The 15975-nt window shown below is 61.5% G+C and carries 14 protein-coding genes; 8 read left to right on the plus strand and 6 right to left on the minus strand.

The window, feature by feature from the left end:
• Positions 1–242 precede the first annotated feature (242 nt).
• Positions 243–1112 carry a sensor histidine kinase gene (locus FKV68_RS28275; RefSeq protein ID WP_180943816.1) on the plus strand — a complete coding sequence of 290 codons (870 nt, stop codon included), beginning with the start codon at positions 243–245 and terminating at the stop codon, positions 1110–1112.
• Positions 1113–1224: 112 nt separating this feature from the next.
• Here FKV68_RS28275 and FKV68_RS28280 read toward each other — a convergent pair whose 3' ends face one another.
• The 6 genes from FKV68_RS28280 to FKV68_RS28305 form a co-directional block, all read right to left on the minus strand.
• Positions 1225–3348, minus strand: a complete 2124-nt coding sequence (locus tag FKV68_RS28280; RefSeq protein ID WP_180943817.1) for a mechanosensitive ion channel domain-containing protein — start codon at positions 3346–3348, stop codon at positions 1225–1227.
• Positions 3349–3581: 233 nt separating this feature from the next.
• Entirely contained in the window at positions 3582–3971 is a 390-nt protein-coding gene (locus FKV68_RS28285) for a hypothetical protein (protein WP_245181455.1), read from the minus strand.
• A gap of 290 nt (positions 3972–4261) precedes the next feature.
• Positions 4262–5554, minus strand: coding sequence for a dicarboxylate/amino acid:cation symporter (locus FKV68_RS28290; protein WP_180943934.1), 1293 nt, complete (start codon positions 5552–5554; stop codon positions 4262–4264).
• Positions 5555–5930: 376 nt separating this feature from the next.
• Complete coding sequence (locus FKV68_RS28295; RefSeq protein WP_180943818.1) at positions 5931–7229, minus strand: amidohydrolase family protein; 1299 nt, start codon at positions 7227–7229, stop codon at positions 5931–5933.
• A gap of 200 nt (positions 7230–7429) precedes the next feature.
• Positions 7430–7831, minus strand: a complete 402-nt coding sequence (locus FKV68_RS28300; RefSeq protein WP_180943819.1) for a DUF1398 domain-containing protein — start codon at positions 7829–7831, stop codon at positions 7430–7432.
• A gap of 47 nt (positions 7832–7878) precedes the next feature.
• Positions 7879–8331 (minus strand): MarR family winged helix-turn-helix transcriptional regulator, encoded by a 453-nt coding sequence (locus tag FKV68_RS28305; RefSeq protein ID WP_180943820.1) that lies wholly within the window; start codon positions 8329–8331, stop codon positions 7879–7881.
• 242 nt (positions 8332–8573) lie between these two features.
• Between FKV68_RS28305 and FKV68_RS28310 the strand changes: the two genes are divergently transcribed.
• Genes FKV68_RS28310 through FKV68_RS28340 form a run of 7 tightly spaced genes read left to right on the plus strand, consistent with a single transcriptional unit; the run spans position 8574 to position 15974 of the window.
• Positions 8574–10334 carry a substrate-binding domain-containing protein gene (locus FKV68_RS28310; protein WP_180943821.1) on the plus strand — a complete coding sequence of 587 codons (1761 nt, stop codon included), beginning with the start codon at positions 8574–8576 and terminating at the stop codon, positions 10332–10334.
• 28 nt (positions 10335–10362) lie between these two features.
• A complete protein-coding gene (locus FKV68_RS28315) occupies positions 10363–11580 on the plus strand; it encodes an ABC transporter substrate-binding protein (protein ID WP_180943822.1) in 1218 nt (405 codons plus the stop codon).
• Between the two features lie 58 nt (positions 11581–11638).
• Positions 11639–12523 carry a carbohydrate ABC transporter permease gene (locus FKV68_RS28320; RefSeq protein ID WP_180943823.1) on the plus strand — a complete coding sequence of 295 codons (885 nt, stop codon included), beginning with the start codon at positions 11639–11641 and terminating at the stop codon, positions 12521–12523.
• On the plus strand, positions 12520–13347 hold the full coding sequence (locus FKV68_RS28325; RefSeq protein WP_180943824.1) for a carbohydrate ABC transporter permease: 828 nt from the start codon (positions 12520–12522) through the stop codon (positions 13345–13347). Before FKV68_RS28320 ends, FKV68_RS28325 begins: the two co-directional genes overlap by 4 nt.
• A gap of 3 nt (positions 13348–13350) precedes the next feature.
• Complete coding sequence (locus FKV68_RS28330; protein WP_180943825.1) at positions 13351–14130, plus strand: enoyl-CoA hydratase/isomerase family protein; 780 nt, start codon at positions 13351–13353, stop codon at positions 14128–14130.
• A gap of 3 nt (positions 14131–14133) precedes the next feature.
• Complete coding sequence (locus tag FKV68_RS28335) at positions 14134–14892, plus strand: SDR family NAD(P)-dependent oxidoreductase (RefSeq protein ID WP_180943826.1); 759 nt, start codon at positions 14134–14136, stop codon at positions 14890–14892.
• Positions 14892–15974 carry a hypothetical protein gene (locus FKV68_RS28340; protein WP_180943827.1) on the plus strand — a complete coding sequence of 361 codons (1083 nt, stop codon included), beginning with the start codon at positions 14892–14894 and terminating at the stop codon, positions 15972–15974. The genes FKV68_RS28335 and FKV68_RS28340 overlap by 1 nt, the downstream gene beginning before the upstream one ends.
• Position 15975 lies beyond the last annotated feature (1 nt).

The following is a 15975-nucleotide window of genomic DNA, read 5'->3' on the forward strand; positions in this document are numbered from 1 at the left end:
TTCGGGGTGCGCTCGAAGGGCACCTGACGGGCTTTCAGCAAATCCTGCCAAAGCGTTGAGACGCGAAACCCAACCCACGGTCGGGGCATCCTATACCCGCGAATAGATCGATTAATCCTGCAAGGCTATCGAATTTCGTGGCGGCTCCAAATACTCTACGGAGGAGGCTGAGGCTCTGGCGGCGCCACCGGCCGCAGAAGTGTCCTGTCTTCCGAAGTCTCGTCACGCAGGGGTGGCAATCAATGGGTACTGTGGCTCTAAGGGTCGACGCTCTTCCGGATTCTACGCATACTGAAGCGCGGTTACGGCAGATCGAAGAGGACTTTGCGCATGCAGCACGACTGTGCATGCTTGGTGAGATGGTGAGTTCCATCGTCCATGAGGTCCGCCAGCCACTGTCGGCCATTGTGATGGATACCGACACGAGTTTGCGACTGCTGTCGCAGGACACCCCGGACCTGAAAAAGCTCCGTTTCAACATGGCTCGAATGAAAGACTGCGCCCGGCGTGCGAGTGAGCTTGTCCATCGGATCAAGCAGATGGCGGCGAAGCGCGATCCGATCTGTACCAGTGTGGACATCAATGGCGTGATCTCGGATTCCATTGAACTCATGGCTATCGAAACCGTGTCACGGTCGATCCGGATCCATTGCTCGCTTGACCCCGCAATCCCACTGGTCCTTGGCGATGCCCTGCAACTGCAGCAGGTGATCGTCAACCTGCTCATCAACGCCGTGCAAGCTATCGAGCTGACTTCGTCCGGGCGCCGGGAAATCTGCGTGAAGTCAAAACAGAGCTTCCATGGCGTCCGCATTTCGATTGAGGACGATGGCGCGGGCATACCCGAGCCGCTGCTCGGCCAGATCTTCGACGCCTACTTTTCAACCAAGCGAACAGGCATGGGGATGGGATTGTCGATCTCCCGTTCCATCGTCGAAGCTCATGGAGGCACAATCAGAGCAACAAATGGCCCCCGTGGGGCCATTCTCGATGTCGATTTGCCACGCGAAGGCGCACCATGGGCGGACATTTCCGACGAAGCCGGGGACGCCGACGCGTCGGTGGTTTCAATCCTAGGCTATTCGCCCGACTTCGCCCGGCCGAAATTCTGAACGTCAGAGTTCGAACATCTTGCCGGGCTCGATCTTGGCTTCCAGTGCAGGAATCCTCGCGTTGGGCTATCCTCCGCACTGCGCTCTGCCACGGATTGCCTGCTAGCCACTGCTATGCACCTTGCGCCGCTTGCTCGGTCTGCGGCGGTGGTTTGATGAGATCAAGCGCCTTCTGCGCGACCGCGTTGCTTGCATCCCCGCCGCCGGCGACGGAGACAGTCGGAACGGCAAATTTGATCCCTTTGGTATCAAATGCTTTCTTGATCAGGGCATAGGCGCGGCGGCGGATCACCGCCTGCTCGCCCGGCTTGGTCATGATCTTCATGCGAATCTGAATGGCGAAATCGCCGAATTGCTCGACGCCTTGCATCTTCAATGTTTCCATGATGAACGGAGCGATCTCCTCATCCGTCAGCAACTCCTTGCCAACCTCCTTGATGGTATTTTTTACGACGTCCAAATCGGTATCGTAGGTGACGCTCACCATGATCTTGTCGATCGCCCAATCACGCGAATAGTTGGTGATCTTGTCGAGCGAGCCGAACGGGATCGTGTGGAGCGCACCACGATGGTGCCTGATCTTTATCGAGCGCAACGAAAAGGATTCGACGGTGCCTTTGATGCTGCCGCTCTCGATGTATTCGCCGACCCGGAAGGCGTCGTCCAAGAGGAAGAACATACCGGAGATTATGTCCTTCACCAGCGTCTGGGCACCGAAACCGACAGCAAGCCCGACGACACCCGCGCCAGCGATAAGCGGACCAATCTCCACGCCCAGACTGGAAAGCGCCATCAGCATGGCCATCGCGAACAGCACAACGAACAACATGTTACGAAAGATCGGAAGTAATGTGCGAAGCCGGGCGCTTCGCCGTGACTCGTCGGCGTCGCCCTCTGTCAACATCAGCTTGCGATCTATCCATGCGCTCGCCATCCGCCATGTAAAATCGGCCAGTAGGACCACGACAAAGGCATTCAGGAGCCCTCGAATAAAACGGGTCACCATCGTGTCCCTGGCGGCCAACGCGCCGAAGTCGAGTCCGAGCTGCGACGCAATGAGGTAGGCGCCTCCGATCAGCAGCAGAGCGCGCAGGCCGCGTTCCAATGCCGCCCCGGTGAGCGAGGGAGCACCTTCATCGGCGGCGATTGTGCCCGGAGGACGCATGATGTGGTGCACCGAAAGATTCACGCACGAAATCGCGATCGGCAAAACCAGAAGTACAACGCCAATGTAAAACGTGGCGGCGACGCCGGCGAGCGCGACCAGCCAGTTGGCGATTATATAGAGCGTCCCAAGCACGGTGCCGACGCGGTGTCGGCGATTAACCAGATCGAGACCATCGAATGTTGGACAGCGCCAAAGTGCGACGATGGCCAGACCGAACAGGATCAGACCGGATGCGAGCGCAACAATGTAGTTGGCCTCGCGTCCTACTCCGAGCGTGGGCAGCAACTGAAAGGTGAAGTGCCCAAATGCGAAGCTGCCGACCAGCACCGCCGACCAGAAAAACCAGAAGCGAGCGGTACGTGTCGCCATAGGCATCAGCCGAAACCGTTCCGCGCCAGGAGCGAGCACGATCCGCCCCGCAACCAACGTCAAACGCACGGCCAGAAATACGAGAAGATATGCCAGCACTGTGTGCTCCAGGAGCGACGGCCAAGCGAACAGCAGGAAGGCGCCAATGCTTCCGACTGCAAAGGCCAGAAGGACGCCCAAACCGTACAGGATACGCGATCCCGCCGCGCGCAATCGGTCGTCGACGGTATCCAAGTGTCGCGCGATCATGCGCTTGCGGAAGCCGGACGTGGCGCGCCAATAGAGCCACTCCAGGCCGAACCCCAGCGTCAAGAAAAAGATCAGCGGCAGAACGGCAGCGAAGGATCCCTGGTCCCTCATCTCCGTCATCAATGCCACACGCGCTCTATCGAGTTCGGCGGGCAGTGTCGGGATCACGGTCGCCATGTCGTGAACGAAGGCGCGCGCAGCATTCAATCGGCCAACGATGATCTCGCGGGCGTTGGCGAACTCGGCCGAACCCTGCGTTTCGACCTGGCGGCTCGCCGTTTGGGACTGAAGCCATGCTTGAATGTCGGGGCGTTGCAAGAGGTCGACGAGCTTTCGCAAGTCTTCCGCAGGTGGTGCAGCAACGGATGCCGGCTGCGCGGCCGGGTCGAGGGCCGCTTGAGCCATTGCTGATTGGAACGGCATCAGTAAAGCAAAGATGAGCAGCAACAAGCAGCGGGGGGTCATGTAACGCTCCTGGCCCGTCCAGCGCACATGCAGGTGCCAACGGGAGTCAACCGAATACGCGTGGTCATCCTCGCTGGTGGCAGCTCAAAATGACAGCTTTAGTTTACGCCAGAGCGGGCACCTCGATCGAGGTGCCCGCGAACTTTTCGCCATCAGCCAAGTAATTGATTGGTGCCGAAGAGGTGTGGACGTGATCCCTCGGCGAGCCGTTGTGGCGGTCAATATCCATGCGGCGGTACAAACAGGCAGATGGTGTGCCCGTCCTTCGCCCCGGCCGCCGAACACCAGTGAAAGAGGCCGTCGGGACTGTTCTTGATGCGGCTGTCGGTGTAGGTGATCACTTCCCCCGTACCCTTGATAACGTAGCCCTCGGGCCGCTCTGCGACGGCATGGTATGCGACTTCACGGCAATCGTAGCCGGAGCAACAGGACAAGGGATAGGACCACCCATGCGGTTGTGCGGCGGTTGGCAGTGCGTCATGCGCCCTGGCATTCGGTGCTATGAGCAGTACCCATGCACCGACGAAAAATACGGCGACCAGGGACAGAAACGCGACGAGTTCGCGAAACTTCGACGGAACCTGCGTGATGAGAAACGAGAGTTTCATGACACGATTTCCTTTCCACTGAACGCATCTGGATAGTTGGATGCTATGGCAAGGATCAATCAAGTCTGGAGAGAAATCTATTGTACGAAGGTGTTGTCTATACTTTCGCATAGTGTACGGAACTCACGCGTCACGTCAGGTCAGGTCCTGATCAAGTGATCGTCACGAAGTAGACTTGTGTGCTGGCGGCGCAGTTGACTGGTCGCGTGGATTGCCGTCCGAGGGGCGTGAACAGCGCAGCCAAATTGCAGGCCCGGACTCTCCTCCGATCTGGAGCAACCCGCGGCAGATCAGGGACTATCGCCCTTGCCCTCGAGGGCAGCTTCCAGCTTCGCGAAATCGAGTTCACGCTCCCAACGAGCAACGACAATGGTCGCGACCGCATTACCCATGAGGTTTGTTAGCGCGCGACATTCGGACATGAAACGGTCCACTCCGAGTATCAGCGCCATGCCGGCGACCGGCACTGAAGGCACGACCGACAACGTCGCGGCGAGGGTTATAAAACCTGCACCCGTCACACCGGCAGCACCTTTTGAACTCAACATTGCGACCAGGAAAAGCAGGACCTGGTCGCTGAGGCTGAGAGGCGTGTCTGTTGCCTGGGCGATGAACATCGCCGCGAGCGTCATGTAGATATTGGTACCATCCAGATTGAAGGAGTAACCAGTTGGGACGACAAGCCCAACGACGGGGCGCGCACAGCCGGCCGCTTCCAACTTTGCCATCAATCCGGGCAGTGCCGCTTCAGACGACGACGTGCCAAGGACGAGCAAGAGTTCTTCTTTGACATAGCGGATAAGCCTGAGGATCGAAAATCCGTTGTAGTGCGCCACCGCACCTAGGACGATCACGACAAAAAGGACGGAGGTTAAGTAGAAGGTGCCAACGAGAACGGCGAGGTTCGCTATCGTGGCGATGCCGTACTTGCCGATGGTAAAAGCCATCGCGCCAAAAGCACCGATCGGTGCCATCTTCATCAACATCGCGGTCATTTTGAAGATGGGAAACGACATCGCGCGCAGCAAATCAAGCACCGGGCGGCCCCGTTCGCCCACCAGTCCGAGCGCAGTTCCAAACAGTATCGAGACGAACAGGACCTGCAGGATGTCACCCTGGGCAAACGCTCCGACGATCGTGTCCGGTATGATGTTGATCAGGAAGCCGATGAAGCTGATCGCGTGAGATTTTGTCGCATAAACCTCAATCGCCTGTGCATCCAGCGAAGTCGGACTGATATGCATGCCTGCCCCGGGCTGAATCAGGTTGGCAATGCTGAGGCCCGTCACCAGGGCAAGCGTCGAGAACGTAAGGAAATATACTATCGCTTTGCCCGCGACACGGCCGAGCTTCTGCAAATCGGACATATCGGCGATACCGGTTGTGACGGTCAGGAATATAACTGGCGTGATGACCAATTTCACCAGCTTTATAAACATATCTCCGAGTATTTTTAAGTTACTGCCGATTTCGGAATGGAAATACCCCAGCAATATTCCGGCGATAATTGCGATTATCACCTGGACATAGAGGTGGCCGAAGGGATGGGACTTCTGCGTCGCCGTCACGTCGAGGGAAATCATTGTTGCTACAGCCTTCAGGTATTCATGAAGGCGCCAGTCAGCGACCTTCATGACTGTAATGCTTCCAGGATCTCCCATGAAGATTGAAATTCGGACCTAATGATATCCAATCTTTTGTATAATCGACTGCAGCCCACTACAGCGCCTACCATTGGCAGCCGACGTTGCCACCGCCGCGCTCGGTAACCGCGGCGATGCCTGCTGTTGCGTAGGCTGATAGCGTGAACGCCTGGCCGTCATGGAAGGGTAGACACCCGCGGCTGATATTCGCAAGGCGGGTACGTGCGAACTGCCGAGGGCCGATGAGAAGCGACACCTGTGACGATGACCTCGTCCACGAAATCGAGGCCCGGCGCGAGCCGTACGAAGATGGCGTTCAGTGCCGCGGCGTTGGCGGCAGGTAATCCCGTGCGATATCGATAGACGCCGGACGGCCGCTTAGGAACAGCTCGCCGATGCGCGGCGCTGTCCTTGCGATCACCTTGCCTGACTTGACGACGAACAGCCGGTTCGGTTTCAGCCTTAGCGCTTCGGTGACGTCGGCCGCCTGCAGCACGATGAGATCTGCCTTGCAGCCGATTTCGAGCCCGTAACCTTCGAGCCCCATCGTCTTCGCTGAATTGACCGTAATCGCGTCGAAGATCTTGTGCTTGTCCTCGATGCCGGCCATCTGCGCCACGTGAATTGCCATGTGGGCGACCTCCAGCATGTCACCCGAGCCCATCGAGTACCACGGGTCCATGACGCAGTCATGCCCGAAGGAGACGTTGAGCCCGGCGGCCATCAACTCCCGCACCCGCGTCATGCCGCGCCGCTTCGGATAAGTGTCGTGACGACCCTGCAGGATGATGTTGATCAGCGGATTGGGGATCACGTTGATCTCAGCCTCCGCCATAAGCGGGATGAGCTTCGAAACGTAATAGTTGTCCATCGAGTGCATAGAGGTGAGATGCGAACCGGCAACGCGCCCCTTGAGGCCGAAGCGCACCGTCTGGGCAGCCAGCGTTTCGATGTGGCGCGACATCGGATCGTCGGTTTCGTCGCAATGCATGTCGACCGGCAGACCGCGGTCGGCAGCGATCCGGCACAGCGCCTCGACCGAGCGGGTGCCATCTTCCATCGTCCGTTCGAAATGCGGAATGCCGCCGACAATGCCGACGCCCATATCGAGGGCACGCTCGAGCGAGCGGACGCCGTCGGGGGCGCGGTAATAGCCATCCTGCGGGAAGGCGACCAGTTGCAGGTCGATATAGGGCGCGGCCTTCTCTTTGACCTCCAGCAGTGCTTCGGCCGTCACAAGACGCGGATCGGACGTATCCACGTGGCTACGGATGTAAAGAAGGCCGTGGCTGACGGCGAGATCGCAATAGCGCAGGGCCCGCTCGACCAACGCTTCCTTCGTCAGCGTTGGGCGCAATTCCCCCCAAAGCGCAATGCCCTCCAGCAACGTGCCGGAGACATTCATTCGCGGCATGCCGAGCGACAGCGTCGCGTCCATATGAAAATGCGGGTCGCAGAACGGTGGGCTGACCAATCGACCGGTCGCGTCGATCTCCTCGCCGCCGGGAGCAGAAATGGATTTCTCGATCGCGATGATCTTGCCGCCCTTAAGGCCCAGATCGACACCTTGGCGACCGTCCGGAAGGTTCGCGTTGCGGATGATCAGGTCGAACATGGGGGGCTCCTCCGGGATGTTCGCTCGGCGCTTGCCGCGCGGCGCGGTTGCACTCCAGCGCCGCGCGCCTTATCGGACGCGCGAAGGACGCTGTAGCGCTTTGAATTGCTGCATATTTTTATCAGTAGCGACGATGCAACTCCTTCTGCGACAAGACAACTCCGAGCGTTCATGACCGGCAGAGATTCTGCATCTTCCGACTATTTAGGGAAATGCTCGATATGAGTTTCGGCGGTGCGCCCGAAATAGACCACACGACGCCCCAGGAACGAGACGAGATAGCCTGCGCAACCCGCCGCCCGCGCCCGTTCGCAGAAGGATCTGTAGCTGTAGTCGGGCCCATTCGCCTGCGCCCACCTCACCAACCGCTCGACTTGGGTCGCGTCGAAAGCTGCCGCAACCAGCCCCACCGATGGCGGCATGTCCAGCATTACGCTATCGCCATCGGGCAGGTAATATGCCTGGGTGTTGCGACGGTAATCCACCGTATAGCCTTCGAAACCGGCAGCGATCAGCTTGCCCACGATTTCCGGAAAGCTGAGGCTCCCGTGATGCGCAGCGTTCAGACAGGCTTGCGCAGTGGAAATGCGTTCCGCGTCCATGGCGGCTTTCCTTTCGTGTTGATGTGTCGGGATTCCCCGGAGGACGATCAGTCCACCGGGATATTCTTCAGCCCGCGTCTTTCTACGAGCACCTTTAATGTCCGGACGAGTGCCTCGCGCTCCGCCGCCGTCAGCACGCCGAAGTATTCGGCGTCATTCATGTCGGCGAGAGAAGCCAGAACTGGTACATTGGCTCGCCCTTTTGCGGTCAGGAAGAGGCTGTGCGCGCGCCCATCCTTCTCGTTTTCGACTCGTCCGACTAGGCCCTTGGCCAACAGTCTGTCGGCGAGTTTGCTGATCGCACCCTTGGTCATGCCCATTTTCTCGGCCAGAGCCGAAGGTGCCAACGCGTCCTCATCATAGAGCGCCCGCATGAACGCCCATTCCGCGACGGTCACCCCCTCGGCCATAACCTTTCGGGCGAAGTCTTGCGATACGGCATTCGAAACCATTCGCATCCAGTAACCGATATGCGTGCTCAGGTCCGAGACGGAGGGCATGGCGTTACCTCGTTTGCTTGACTAGGAAACTACACGATTTGGTTTCCTAGTCAACCAAATTTTCTTCTTAGCACTGCCGACCGCGCAACGACCGGTCTGCGGCCGAACCGCGCACGGCCAAAGGGCGCGTGATCGTTTTTGATCGCTTTACTTCGAATGATCCGTTTCGCTGCGTGCTACGAACCCATCGGCTGTTGATGCGCCAGCGAAACTACGCAAAAACCTGATTGAAAGGAGATCGAATGATCAGAGAGCAGCGACATGCAAGAATTCTCTCAATACTCCGAAAGCAAGGCGTCGTGAGCATGGAAGAACTGCGCCGTTGCATGCCCGATGTCGCCGCGGTGACGCTCAGACGCGATCTAGCGCAGCTGGACGAACTCGGCGCGATCCGGAGACGTCACGGCGGGGCCGTGCTGCCGGACGAGTCGCTGGTGCGCTCCAAGGGCCCACTACCGGGAGCGGAGGCCAGCCCGCTGGCCTCCGATCTCGCTTCCTTGAATGCGGTCATTCTGCCACCGATCTCGGGCAGGGGGAGCGAGGCGCTGCGGCGGGATATCATCCGTCGCGGCATTCCCTTCATCGCGGAAAGCGCTCCCCAGCCGGGCGGCGTCTATCTCGGCCCGGATAACTTTGCCGCGGGTGTGGAACTCGGCCGGCTGGCGGCGCGGGAGGTCGAGGGCAAGCCGTTCTCGATGCTGGTGATCAGCGTGGCCGAACTCCCCAATACGCGTGAGCGCGTGGCGGGCTTCGAGACTGGTCTCGCCGAGGCCGGTGTCAAGCCAGCGGCGATCCATCGGGTCAACGGCCAGGGCAGCTACAGGATCGGCCTGCGCGTTGCCCATGATGCCTTCGTCGCCGATGAGACGATCAACCTCGTCTTCGCCGTCAACGATCATGCGGCCATCGCGGGCATCGAGGCTGCCCAGCGTCTCGACAGGCAGGTTGCCGTCTATTCGATGGGAGGCGAGAGCGCGGGCTTCATGGCGCGGCTTGCCGAATCCGGCCCGCTCAAGGCGGTCGGCGCGCTGTTTCCCGAAGTCGTCGGCCGGCTCGGCATCGACATGGCCGTACTCGGAATCCTTGGACAGTCCTTGTCCGACACCGTCACGCCGCATGCGATCATCACCCCGAGGACCCTCGGCGACTATTTCGAGGACGGCCCGGACGGGTGGCGCCTCAAGGAAGATGTCCTCGATCGGCTGAGCAGCGTTCGGCTCGGGTTCAATGCGAAGCTTCTGCGCTCACGACGGATTGGTTTCCTGCCGCATTACCCGGCGCATGATTGGTATCGCAGCATGGCGAGCGCGATGCAGGCGCGCTGCCAGGATTATGGCGCAACGCTCGTGGTCTCGCCACCCCACCACGGGATCTCGGCCGAGATCGCCCGGCTGCGCCGCGAGATCGCCCAGAGCGCGACGCTGCTCGTACGGGCGGGCATGGTGGTCGCGCTCAACGAGGGGCAGGCGAGCCTCTTCCTTGCCGAAGAGCTCAGAAGCCTTGCCGCCAGCAAGCCGGAGCGCCTGCAGGGCGTTACCGTCGTGACCAATTCCTTCGACGTCCTCAACGCACTCGAAGAAATCCCCACCGTCAAGGTGATCCTGACGGGCGGTGAATACCAGAAGGCCGACCGCTGCCTTGTCGGACCGAGCCTTGGCGCGATCTTCGAGCGGGTGCGCCCGCATCTCGCCTTCATCGCGGTCGACGGCGCGACACCAGGCTTCGGCCTCTCGTCGCTCGACGAAAGGCGGGCGCTTGCTGCCCAGCGGCTCATCGACGCGGCCGAGGTCAGCATCGTTCTGGCGGACAGCGTGGCGCTCGGCTCGGATGCGAACCACCGCATCGCCGGAGCCGCGCAGATCCGGTCGGTGCTGACTGACGACGGCGCCTTGCCCGAGGACCGCCAGCGTTTCCGGTCGGTCGGCGTCGACGTGCTGATCGCGGGCGAAGTGCTTCCCGAACCGGCCGTCGACACGGTGGGGAATTATCGAAACCAACCCTGAAACAATTCAATCGCGAGGGAGGAGAACCATGAAGCGATCATTATTAACGGCCGTCACGATGGGGGCAATGCTGCTTGGCACCAGTTCGGTTCTGGCACAGCAGGTCACCCTGCAATTCTGGGACAACCAGCAGACCGAAAGCGGCCTTTCGGATGTGCAGAAAGCCGCCGTCGAGAGGTTCATGAAGGAAAACCCCGACATCAAGATCGAGGTCACCACCGTTCCCTATCCCGAATATCAGCAGCGATTGCTGACGGCCGTCCAGGGCGGTAATGCGCCCGACATTGCCACGCTGGATCAGATCTGGGTTGGCGCCTTCGCCAAGGCCGGTGCCGTCGCAGACCTTACCGAGCAGGCCGGTGCCGCGGGTCTCGCACGCGACAACTTCTTCGGCGGAGCCTGGGATTCGGCGGTGCTTGGCGGAAAGCTCTATGGCATCCCGTTCAATGTCGATGTCTGGCAGTTCAGCTACTACAACAAGGCGCTGCTCGACGCGGCAAAGATCGATCCGGCCAACCTCAGCACCTTTGACGGTCTGAAGGCTGCCGCCGAGAAGCTGACCACAAACGGCAAGTTCGGTGTCGGCCTGTTCGGGCACAAGGGCGAGGATACGGTCGTCGTCGGCGATTCCTTCATCTTCTCGAACGGCGGCAAGATCCTGAACGACGACGGCAGCTGCGGCCTGACCGAGGCTCCAGCCGTCGAGGCGCTGACCTATCTGCAGCAGCTATCGAAGTTCGCGCCGGGCGGCATCCTCAATGCTTCCTCCGGCGACATGCGAGAACTGTTCCTGAACGGCTCGCTGGCGATCGAATTCTGGCCGGCGCTGGAACAGCCGACCCTGCAGAAAAGCAAGCTCGACTGGGCTTTCGTGAACGGAACGGCGCCCGAGGGCAAGACGCCGGTCGGAACCTTCGGTGGCTGGAATCTCGCGATCTTCGAGTCCTCGCCGAACAAGGACGCGGCCTGGAAATTCATCCAGTTCATGGTGCGTGAGGACGTAAACGGCGACGTGGTCGACCTCATTCCCGCGAACAAGAAAGCCGCCACGGCCTTCCTCGAGAAGAACCGCAAGGATCCCAAGGTAATCATGGCGCATCTCGAGAACGCGAAGGCGCGCCCCCTGTCCCCGCGCTACCTCGAGCTCGCCGATGCGCAGATCGCCATGTTCCAGGAGATCTACGCCGGTGGCGATCCCGCCGCGGCCGCCGCAAAGGCGTGCGAGGCCATCAACGCTCTCGACTGATCCAACTGCCTGCCGCACCCCGGGATCCGGGGTGCGGCGATAGGACAAGGTTTTCCCGATGCGCAAAGATCGCCGGCTTCACTGGCTTCTTCTCGCCCCCGCCCTCATCCTGATGGCGGTCATGCTCTACTATCCGATGTTCGGAACGGTCTATGAGAGCTTTCACGAAACCAGCTTTCTGAGCCCGGACCCGAAGTTCGCCGGACTCGCTCTCTATCGCCGCATCCTTGCCGACCGCACGTTCGCGGAAGTCGTGGTAAATTCGATCGTCTGGACCTTCGGCGTCGTGCTGCTGCAGAACATTCTCGGCTTCCTGACCGCACTTCTCTTGAACCAGAACCTGCCCATGCAGGGCGTCCTGCGCGCTATCGTGCTCCTGCCCTTCATTCTTCCGGGCGTGGTGGCCGCGATCCTCTGGCGCTTCATGTACGATCCGCAGCTTGGCCTCGTGAACTCGCTTCTCTTGCAGATGGGCCTGATCGAGAACAGCGTCGCCTGGCTCGCCGACAGCCGCATGGCCATGGCTTCGGTGATCGTCGCCGCAGTCTGGAAGGGCTTTCCTTTCTCCATGCTGATCTATCTCGCCGCCTTGCAGAACGTGGACCAGAGCCAGATCGAGGCGGCGACGCTCGACGGTGCAGGCCCGACCCGACGGCTCCTCGATGTCACACTGCCTGCGATCCGGGACGTCATCGTCGTCAACGTCGTGCTGACCCTGATCCTGACATTCAACTATTTCGACATCATCTGGGTGCTGACCCGCGGCGGCCCGCAGTCGGCGACCCACATCTTCCCGACCAAGATCTACGAGACCGGCTTCGGCCAGTTCCGCTTCGGCGAGGCCGCGACCTACGGTGTGTTCTCGATTCTCGTGCTGGCCGTGCTCGTGGCGCTCTACGCGATCGTTCAGGGTCGGGCCAACCGCCGGAGGGTGGTGGCATGAAGCAAAAGAGATCGACCCGCCTCGTGTTGACGCTGATGCAAGTGCTGCTGGCGCTCGTCGTGTTGCTGCCCTTCTTCTGGATGGTATCGGTCAGCTTGAAACCGCCGACCGAGCCCTTCGCGATCCCGGCGCGGCTCTGGCCGGACCATCCGACGGTCGGAAACTACGTCTCCGCCTTCCGGCCGGAGTTCCGCACCTATTTCATGAATTCGCTGGTGGTTTCCCTCGCCACTGTGGTCATCACGGTGACGCTTGGCCTGCTTGCCGCCTACAGCTTCACTCGAGCACAAATCGTCGCGATCTCGGCGCTGGTCGGACTGGTGGTGCTGGCGCAGATGTTCCCTCACTCCGCGATCATCATCCCGATCTACAAGATGATGCGAAGCGCGGATCTCCTGAACACCTATTGGTCGCTGATCCTCGCCTATGTCTCGGTCACGCTGCCGGTAGCGATATGGATGCTGCGAGGCTTCCTGCTCAAGCTTCCGGCAGCACTGGAGGAATCCGCCGCGATCGACGGGGCGACGCCGCTCCGGGTGTTCTGGGACATCGTCGTGCCGCTGTCGCGTCCCGGACTGATCGCCACCTCCGTCTACGTGCTGATCGTCACCTGGCAGGAGTTCCTCTTCGCGCTGTCCTTCACGTCGACGAAGGAGATGCGCACCCTGCCGGTCGGCCTTAACGACTTCATCGGCCAATACGGCATCCGATACGGCGAACTCATGGCCTCCTCGGTCATGGTGTCGCTTCCGGTCATGGCCGTCTTCTTCTTCCTCCAACGCTATTTCGTCGCCGGGGTCACCGCCGGCGCCGTGAAAGGATAGGCTATGGCGCTGATCGAACCCTCGGACCTCATTCCCGGCGTCCGGCAGATACTCTTCAACCGGCCCGACAAGCTGAACGCGCTGTCTACGCCACTCATGCGCGAATTCGAATCCGCGCTGGAGGAGGCTGCTGCCGATCCCGACGTCAGGGTCATCGTGCTCCGCGGTGCGGGCGGCAAGGCCTTCGTCGCCGGGGCGGACATCGCCGAATATCAGGGGCACAAGCGGGCGGAGTTCATCGCCTACCAGCTCAACTCCCGCCGCGTCTTCGACTGGCTCGAGCGCATTGCCAAGCCGGTGATCTGCGCGATCGACGGTTTCGCGCTCGGAGGCGGCTTCGAGATCGCGCTCTGCTGCGACATCCTCCTCCTCTCCGAAACCGCCCAACTTGGCCTGCCCGAGGGGCGTCTGGGGCTGTGCCCCGGCGGCGGCGGCACGCAAAGGCTCCTGCGGGCGGTCGGCAAATATGCCGCTTCCGATCTGCTGCTTGCGGGCTGGCGCATGTCGGCCGAGCGCGCGCTGGCCCTCGGAATTGCCGCCGAAGTCGCACCCGCGGAGGGGATGGACGAGGCGATCCTGCGCCGGGCGCGCGCCTGCCTGAAGATCGCGCCGCTTGCCGCGGCGGAGATGAAGCGGCTGCTGCGCGAGGGTGCGGACGCCGGCATCGAGACGGCCAAAAGCCTGGAGCAGGAAACATTGTTCCGGCTCTATTCGACCGCTGACGGTCAGGAAGGCATCGATGCCTTCCTCGAGAAGCGTGACCCCCAGTTCAGGATGGAATAGGCGATGGAATTCAAGGGTAAAGTCGTGGCCGTCACAGGCGGCGCCAAGGGTATCGGCCGGTCCTGCGTCGAGCTGTTCGCGGCGCGGGGCGGCCAGGTGGTGTTCTCGGACATCGACGAGCCGGGCGGCGAGGCGCTCGCCGCTTCGCTCGGCGACGCCGTGGTCTTCATTCGCGGCGACGTGCGAAAGCTGGCGGACATGCAGGCCATGGCGGCGCTCGCCGAGGCGCGCTTCGGCGGACTGGATGTCGTCGTGAACAATGCGGCGGTTGCGCTCAACGGCGTCATCGACGAGATCGACGAGGAGCGCTGGACGACCGTCATCGACACCAACCTCACCGGCTGCTGGCGGACGTTGAAAGCCTGCGTGCCGCTGTTGCGCAAGCGCGGCGGCGGCGCGGTCGTCAACCTCTCGTCGGTCCAGGGCCTGATCGGCTTTCAGGGTTGGCCGGCCTATGCCGCGACCAAGGGCGCGATCATCGCACTCACCCGGCAATGCGCCATCGACCTCGCCAAGGCGGGCATCCGCGTCAACGCCGTGGCGCCAGGCACGATCATGACGCCCATGAACGAGAAGATCTTCGACGAGGTCGAGGACGCGCAGGCCCTGATCGACACCTGGAATCGGGCGCATCCGATCGGCCGCTTCGGCCAGCCGGAGGAGGTCGCCGAACTCGTGGCTTTCCTCGCCTCGGACAAGGCGAGCTTCATCACCGGCGAAATCGTGCGTTGCGACGGCGGCCTCGCCATCCGGGGAGAATAATGCAGGATTTTATCGCCATAACGAGCGCTTGCGGCACGCTGCAGTTCGATCCGGCTGTCGGCAACATTCCCCGGCTACGCTTTCACTGGGCGGAGCGCTGGATCGAGCCGCTGCATGCCGCTCCCTGGAGGAATGAGCCGAACATCGAGGCCGATCCGGCGCTTTCCCCCGCTGAACGACGGCTGGCGGGCGACTTCTTCTGCGCTCCCTTCGCGGCCGCCGCCGATCCAGCCGTGCCCGCCCATGGCTGGACCGCCAACAGCCCATGGCTTCTCGAAGAGCACGAGGCGGGGCGCGTGCGTCTCGCCCTTGCCCGCGACGTTTCCGGGGCAACAGTCACGAAAAACCTCGGGATCGCCGAGGATGCACCGCTCCTCTATCAGGAGCACGTGATCGAAGGCGGACAGGGCATCCTGCCGGTCTCCCACCATCCGATGGTGCATCTCTCCGGGCGAGGGCGATTCTTCACCTCGAAGAAGCGCGCCATCCTCACGCCCGAACAGCCGCTTGAGCCCGGGCGGTCCTGCCTTGCGTATCCGATGCGCGCGGTCGACCTGACAGAAGCGGTCGGCGCCGAGGGCGGCACGGTGGACCTGACGCGGTGGCCAATCGCTCGTCGCAACGAGGATTTCGTGACGCTCGTCGAGGCGCCGGGCGCCGCCGTGGGCTGGACGGCGGTGATCCGCGAGGACGAGGACGACATCGTCTTCTTCCTCAAGGATCCTGCAATCCTCCCGGTTACGATGCTGTGGTTCTCGAATGGCGGGCGCGAATACGCGCCGTGGAACGGGCGGCATCTGGGCGTAACCGGCATCGAGGACGGCTGCTGCCCCGGGCTTGCCGGAGAAGCCGCGGCTGCGCGGGCGAATCCGATTTCCGCCGAGGGTGTGGCGACCGGCCTCGCGCTCGCCGACGGGCACCGCCACGTCGTCCGGCACGTGACGGGTGCGGTGCCGCGCCCCTCGGGTTGGACCGAAATAGCCGCGATCTCCGCCGAGGGCGATTGGCTCACGATCGCGGACGCAGCCGGGCGGCATCTGGTGCTGCCCTGGCGCAGCGATTTCCTGGAAGGACAGAATTGAC

This window comes from Sinorhizobium mexicanum, from assembly GCF_013488225.1.
Lineage (GTDB): Bacteria > Pseudomonadota > Alphaproteobacteria > Rhizobiales > Rhizobiaceae > Sinorhizobium > Sinorhizobium mexicanum.

Bases quoted from the DNA above. Each gene is read 5' to 3' on its own strand.
- FKV68_RS28275 (WP_180943816.1), top strand. From the start codon at position 243: ATGGGTACTGTGGCTCTAAGGGTCGACGCTCTTCCGGATTCTACGCAT.
- FKV68_RS28285 (WP_245181455.1), bottom strand. From the start codon at position 3,971: ATGAAACTCTCGTTTCTCATCACGCAGGTTCCGTCGAAGTTTCGCGAA.
- FKV68_RS28290 (WP_180943934.1), bottom strand. From the start codon at position 5,554: ATGATTTCCCTCGACGTGACGGCGACGCAGAAGTCCCATCCCTTCGGC.
- FKV68_RS28295 (WP_180943818.1), bottom strand. From the start codon at position 7,229: ATGTTCGACCTGATCATCCGCAACGCGAACCTTCCGGACGGTCGCCAA.
- FKV68_RS28300 (WP_180943819.1), bottom strand. From the start codon at position 7,831: ATGGACGCGGAACGCATTTCCACTGCGCAAGCCTGTCTGAACGCTGCG.
- FKV68_RS28305 (WP_180943820.1), bottom strand. From the start codon at position 8,331: ATGCCCTCCGTCTCGGACCTGAGCACGCATATCGGTTACTGGATGCGA.
- FKV68_RS28310 (WP_180943821.1), top strand. From the start codon at position 8,574: ATGATCAGAGAGCAGCGACATGCAAGAATTCTCTCAATACTCCGAAAG.
- FKV68_RS28315 (WP_180943822.1), top strand. From the start codon at position 10,363: ATGAAGCGATCATTATTAACGGCCGTCACGATGGGGGCAATGCTGCTT.
- FKV68_RS28320 (WP_180943823.1), top strand. From the start codon at position 11,639: ATGCGCAAAGATCGCCGGCTTCACTGGCTTCTTCTCGCCCCCGCCCTC.
- FKV68_RS28325 (WP_180943824.1), top strand. From the start codon at position 12,520: ATGAAGCAAAAGAGATCGACCCGCCTCGTGTTGACGCTGATGCAAGTG.
- FKV68_RS28330 (WP_180943825.1), top strand. From the start codon at position 13,351: ATGGCGCTGATCGAACCCTCGGACCTCATTCCCGGCGTCCGGCAGATA.
- FKV68_RS28335 (WP_180943826.1), top strand. From the start codon at position 14,134: ATGGAATTCAAGGGTAAAGTCGTGGCCGTCACAGGCGGCGCCAAGGGT.
- FKV68_RS28340 (WP_180943827.1), top strand. From the start codon at position 14,892: ATGCAGGATTTTATCGCCATAACGAGCGCTTGCGGCACGCTGCAGTTC.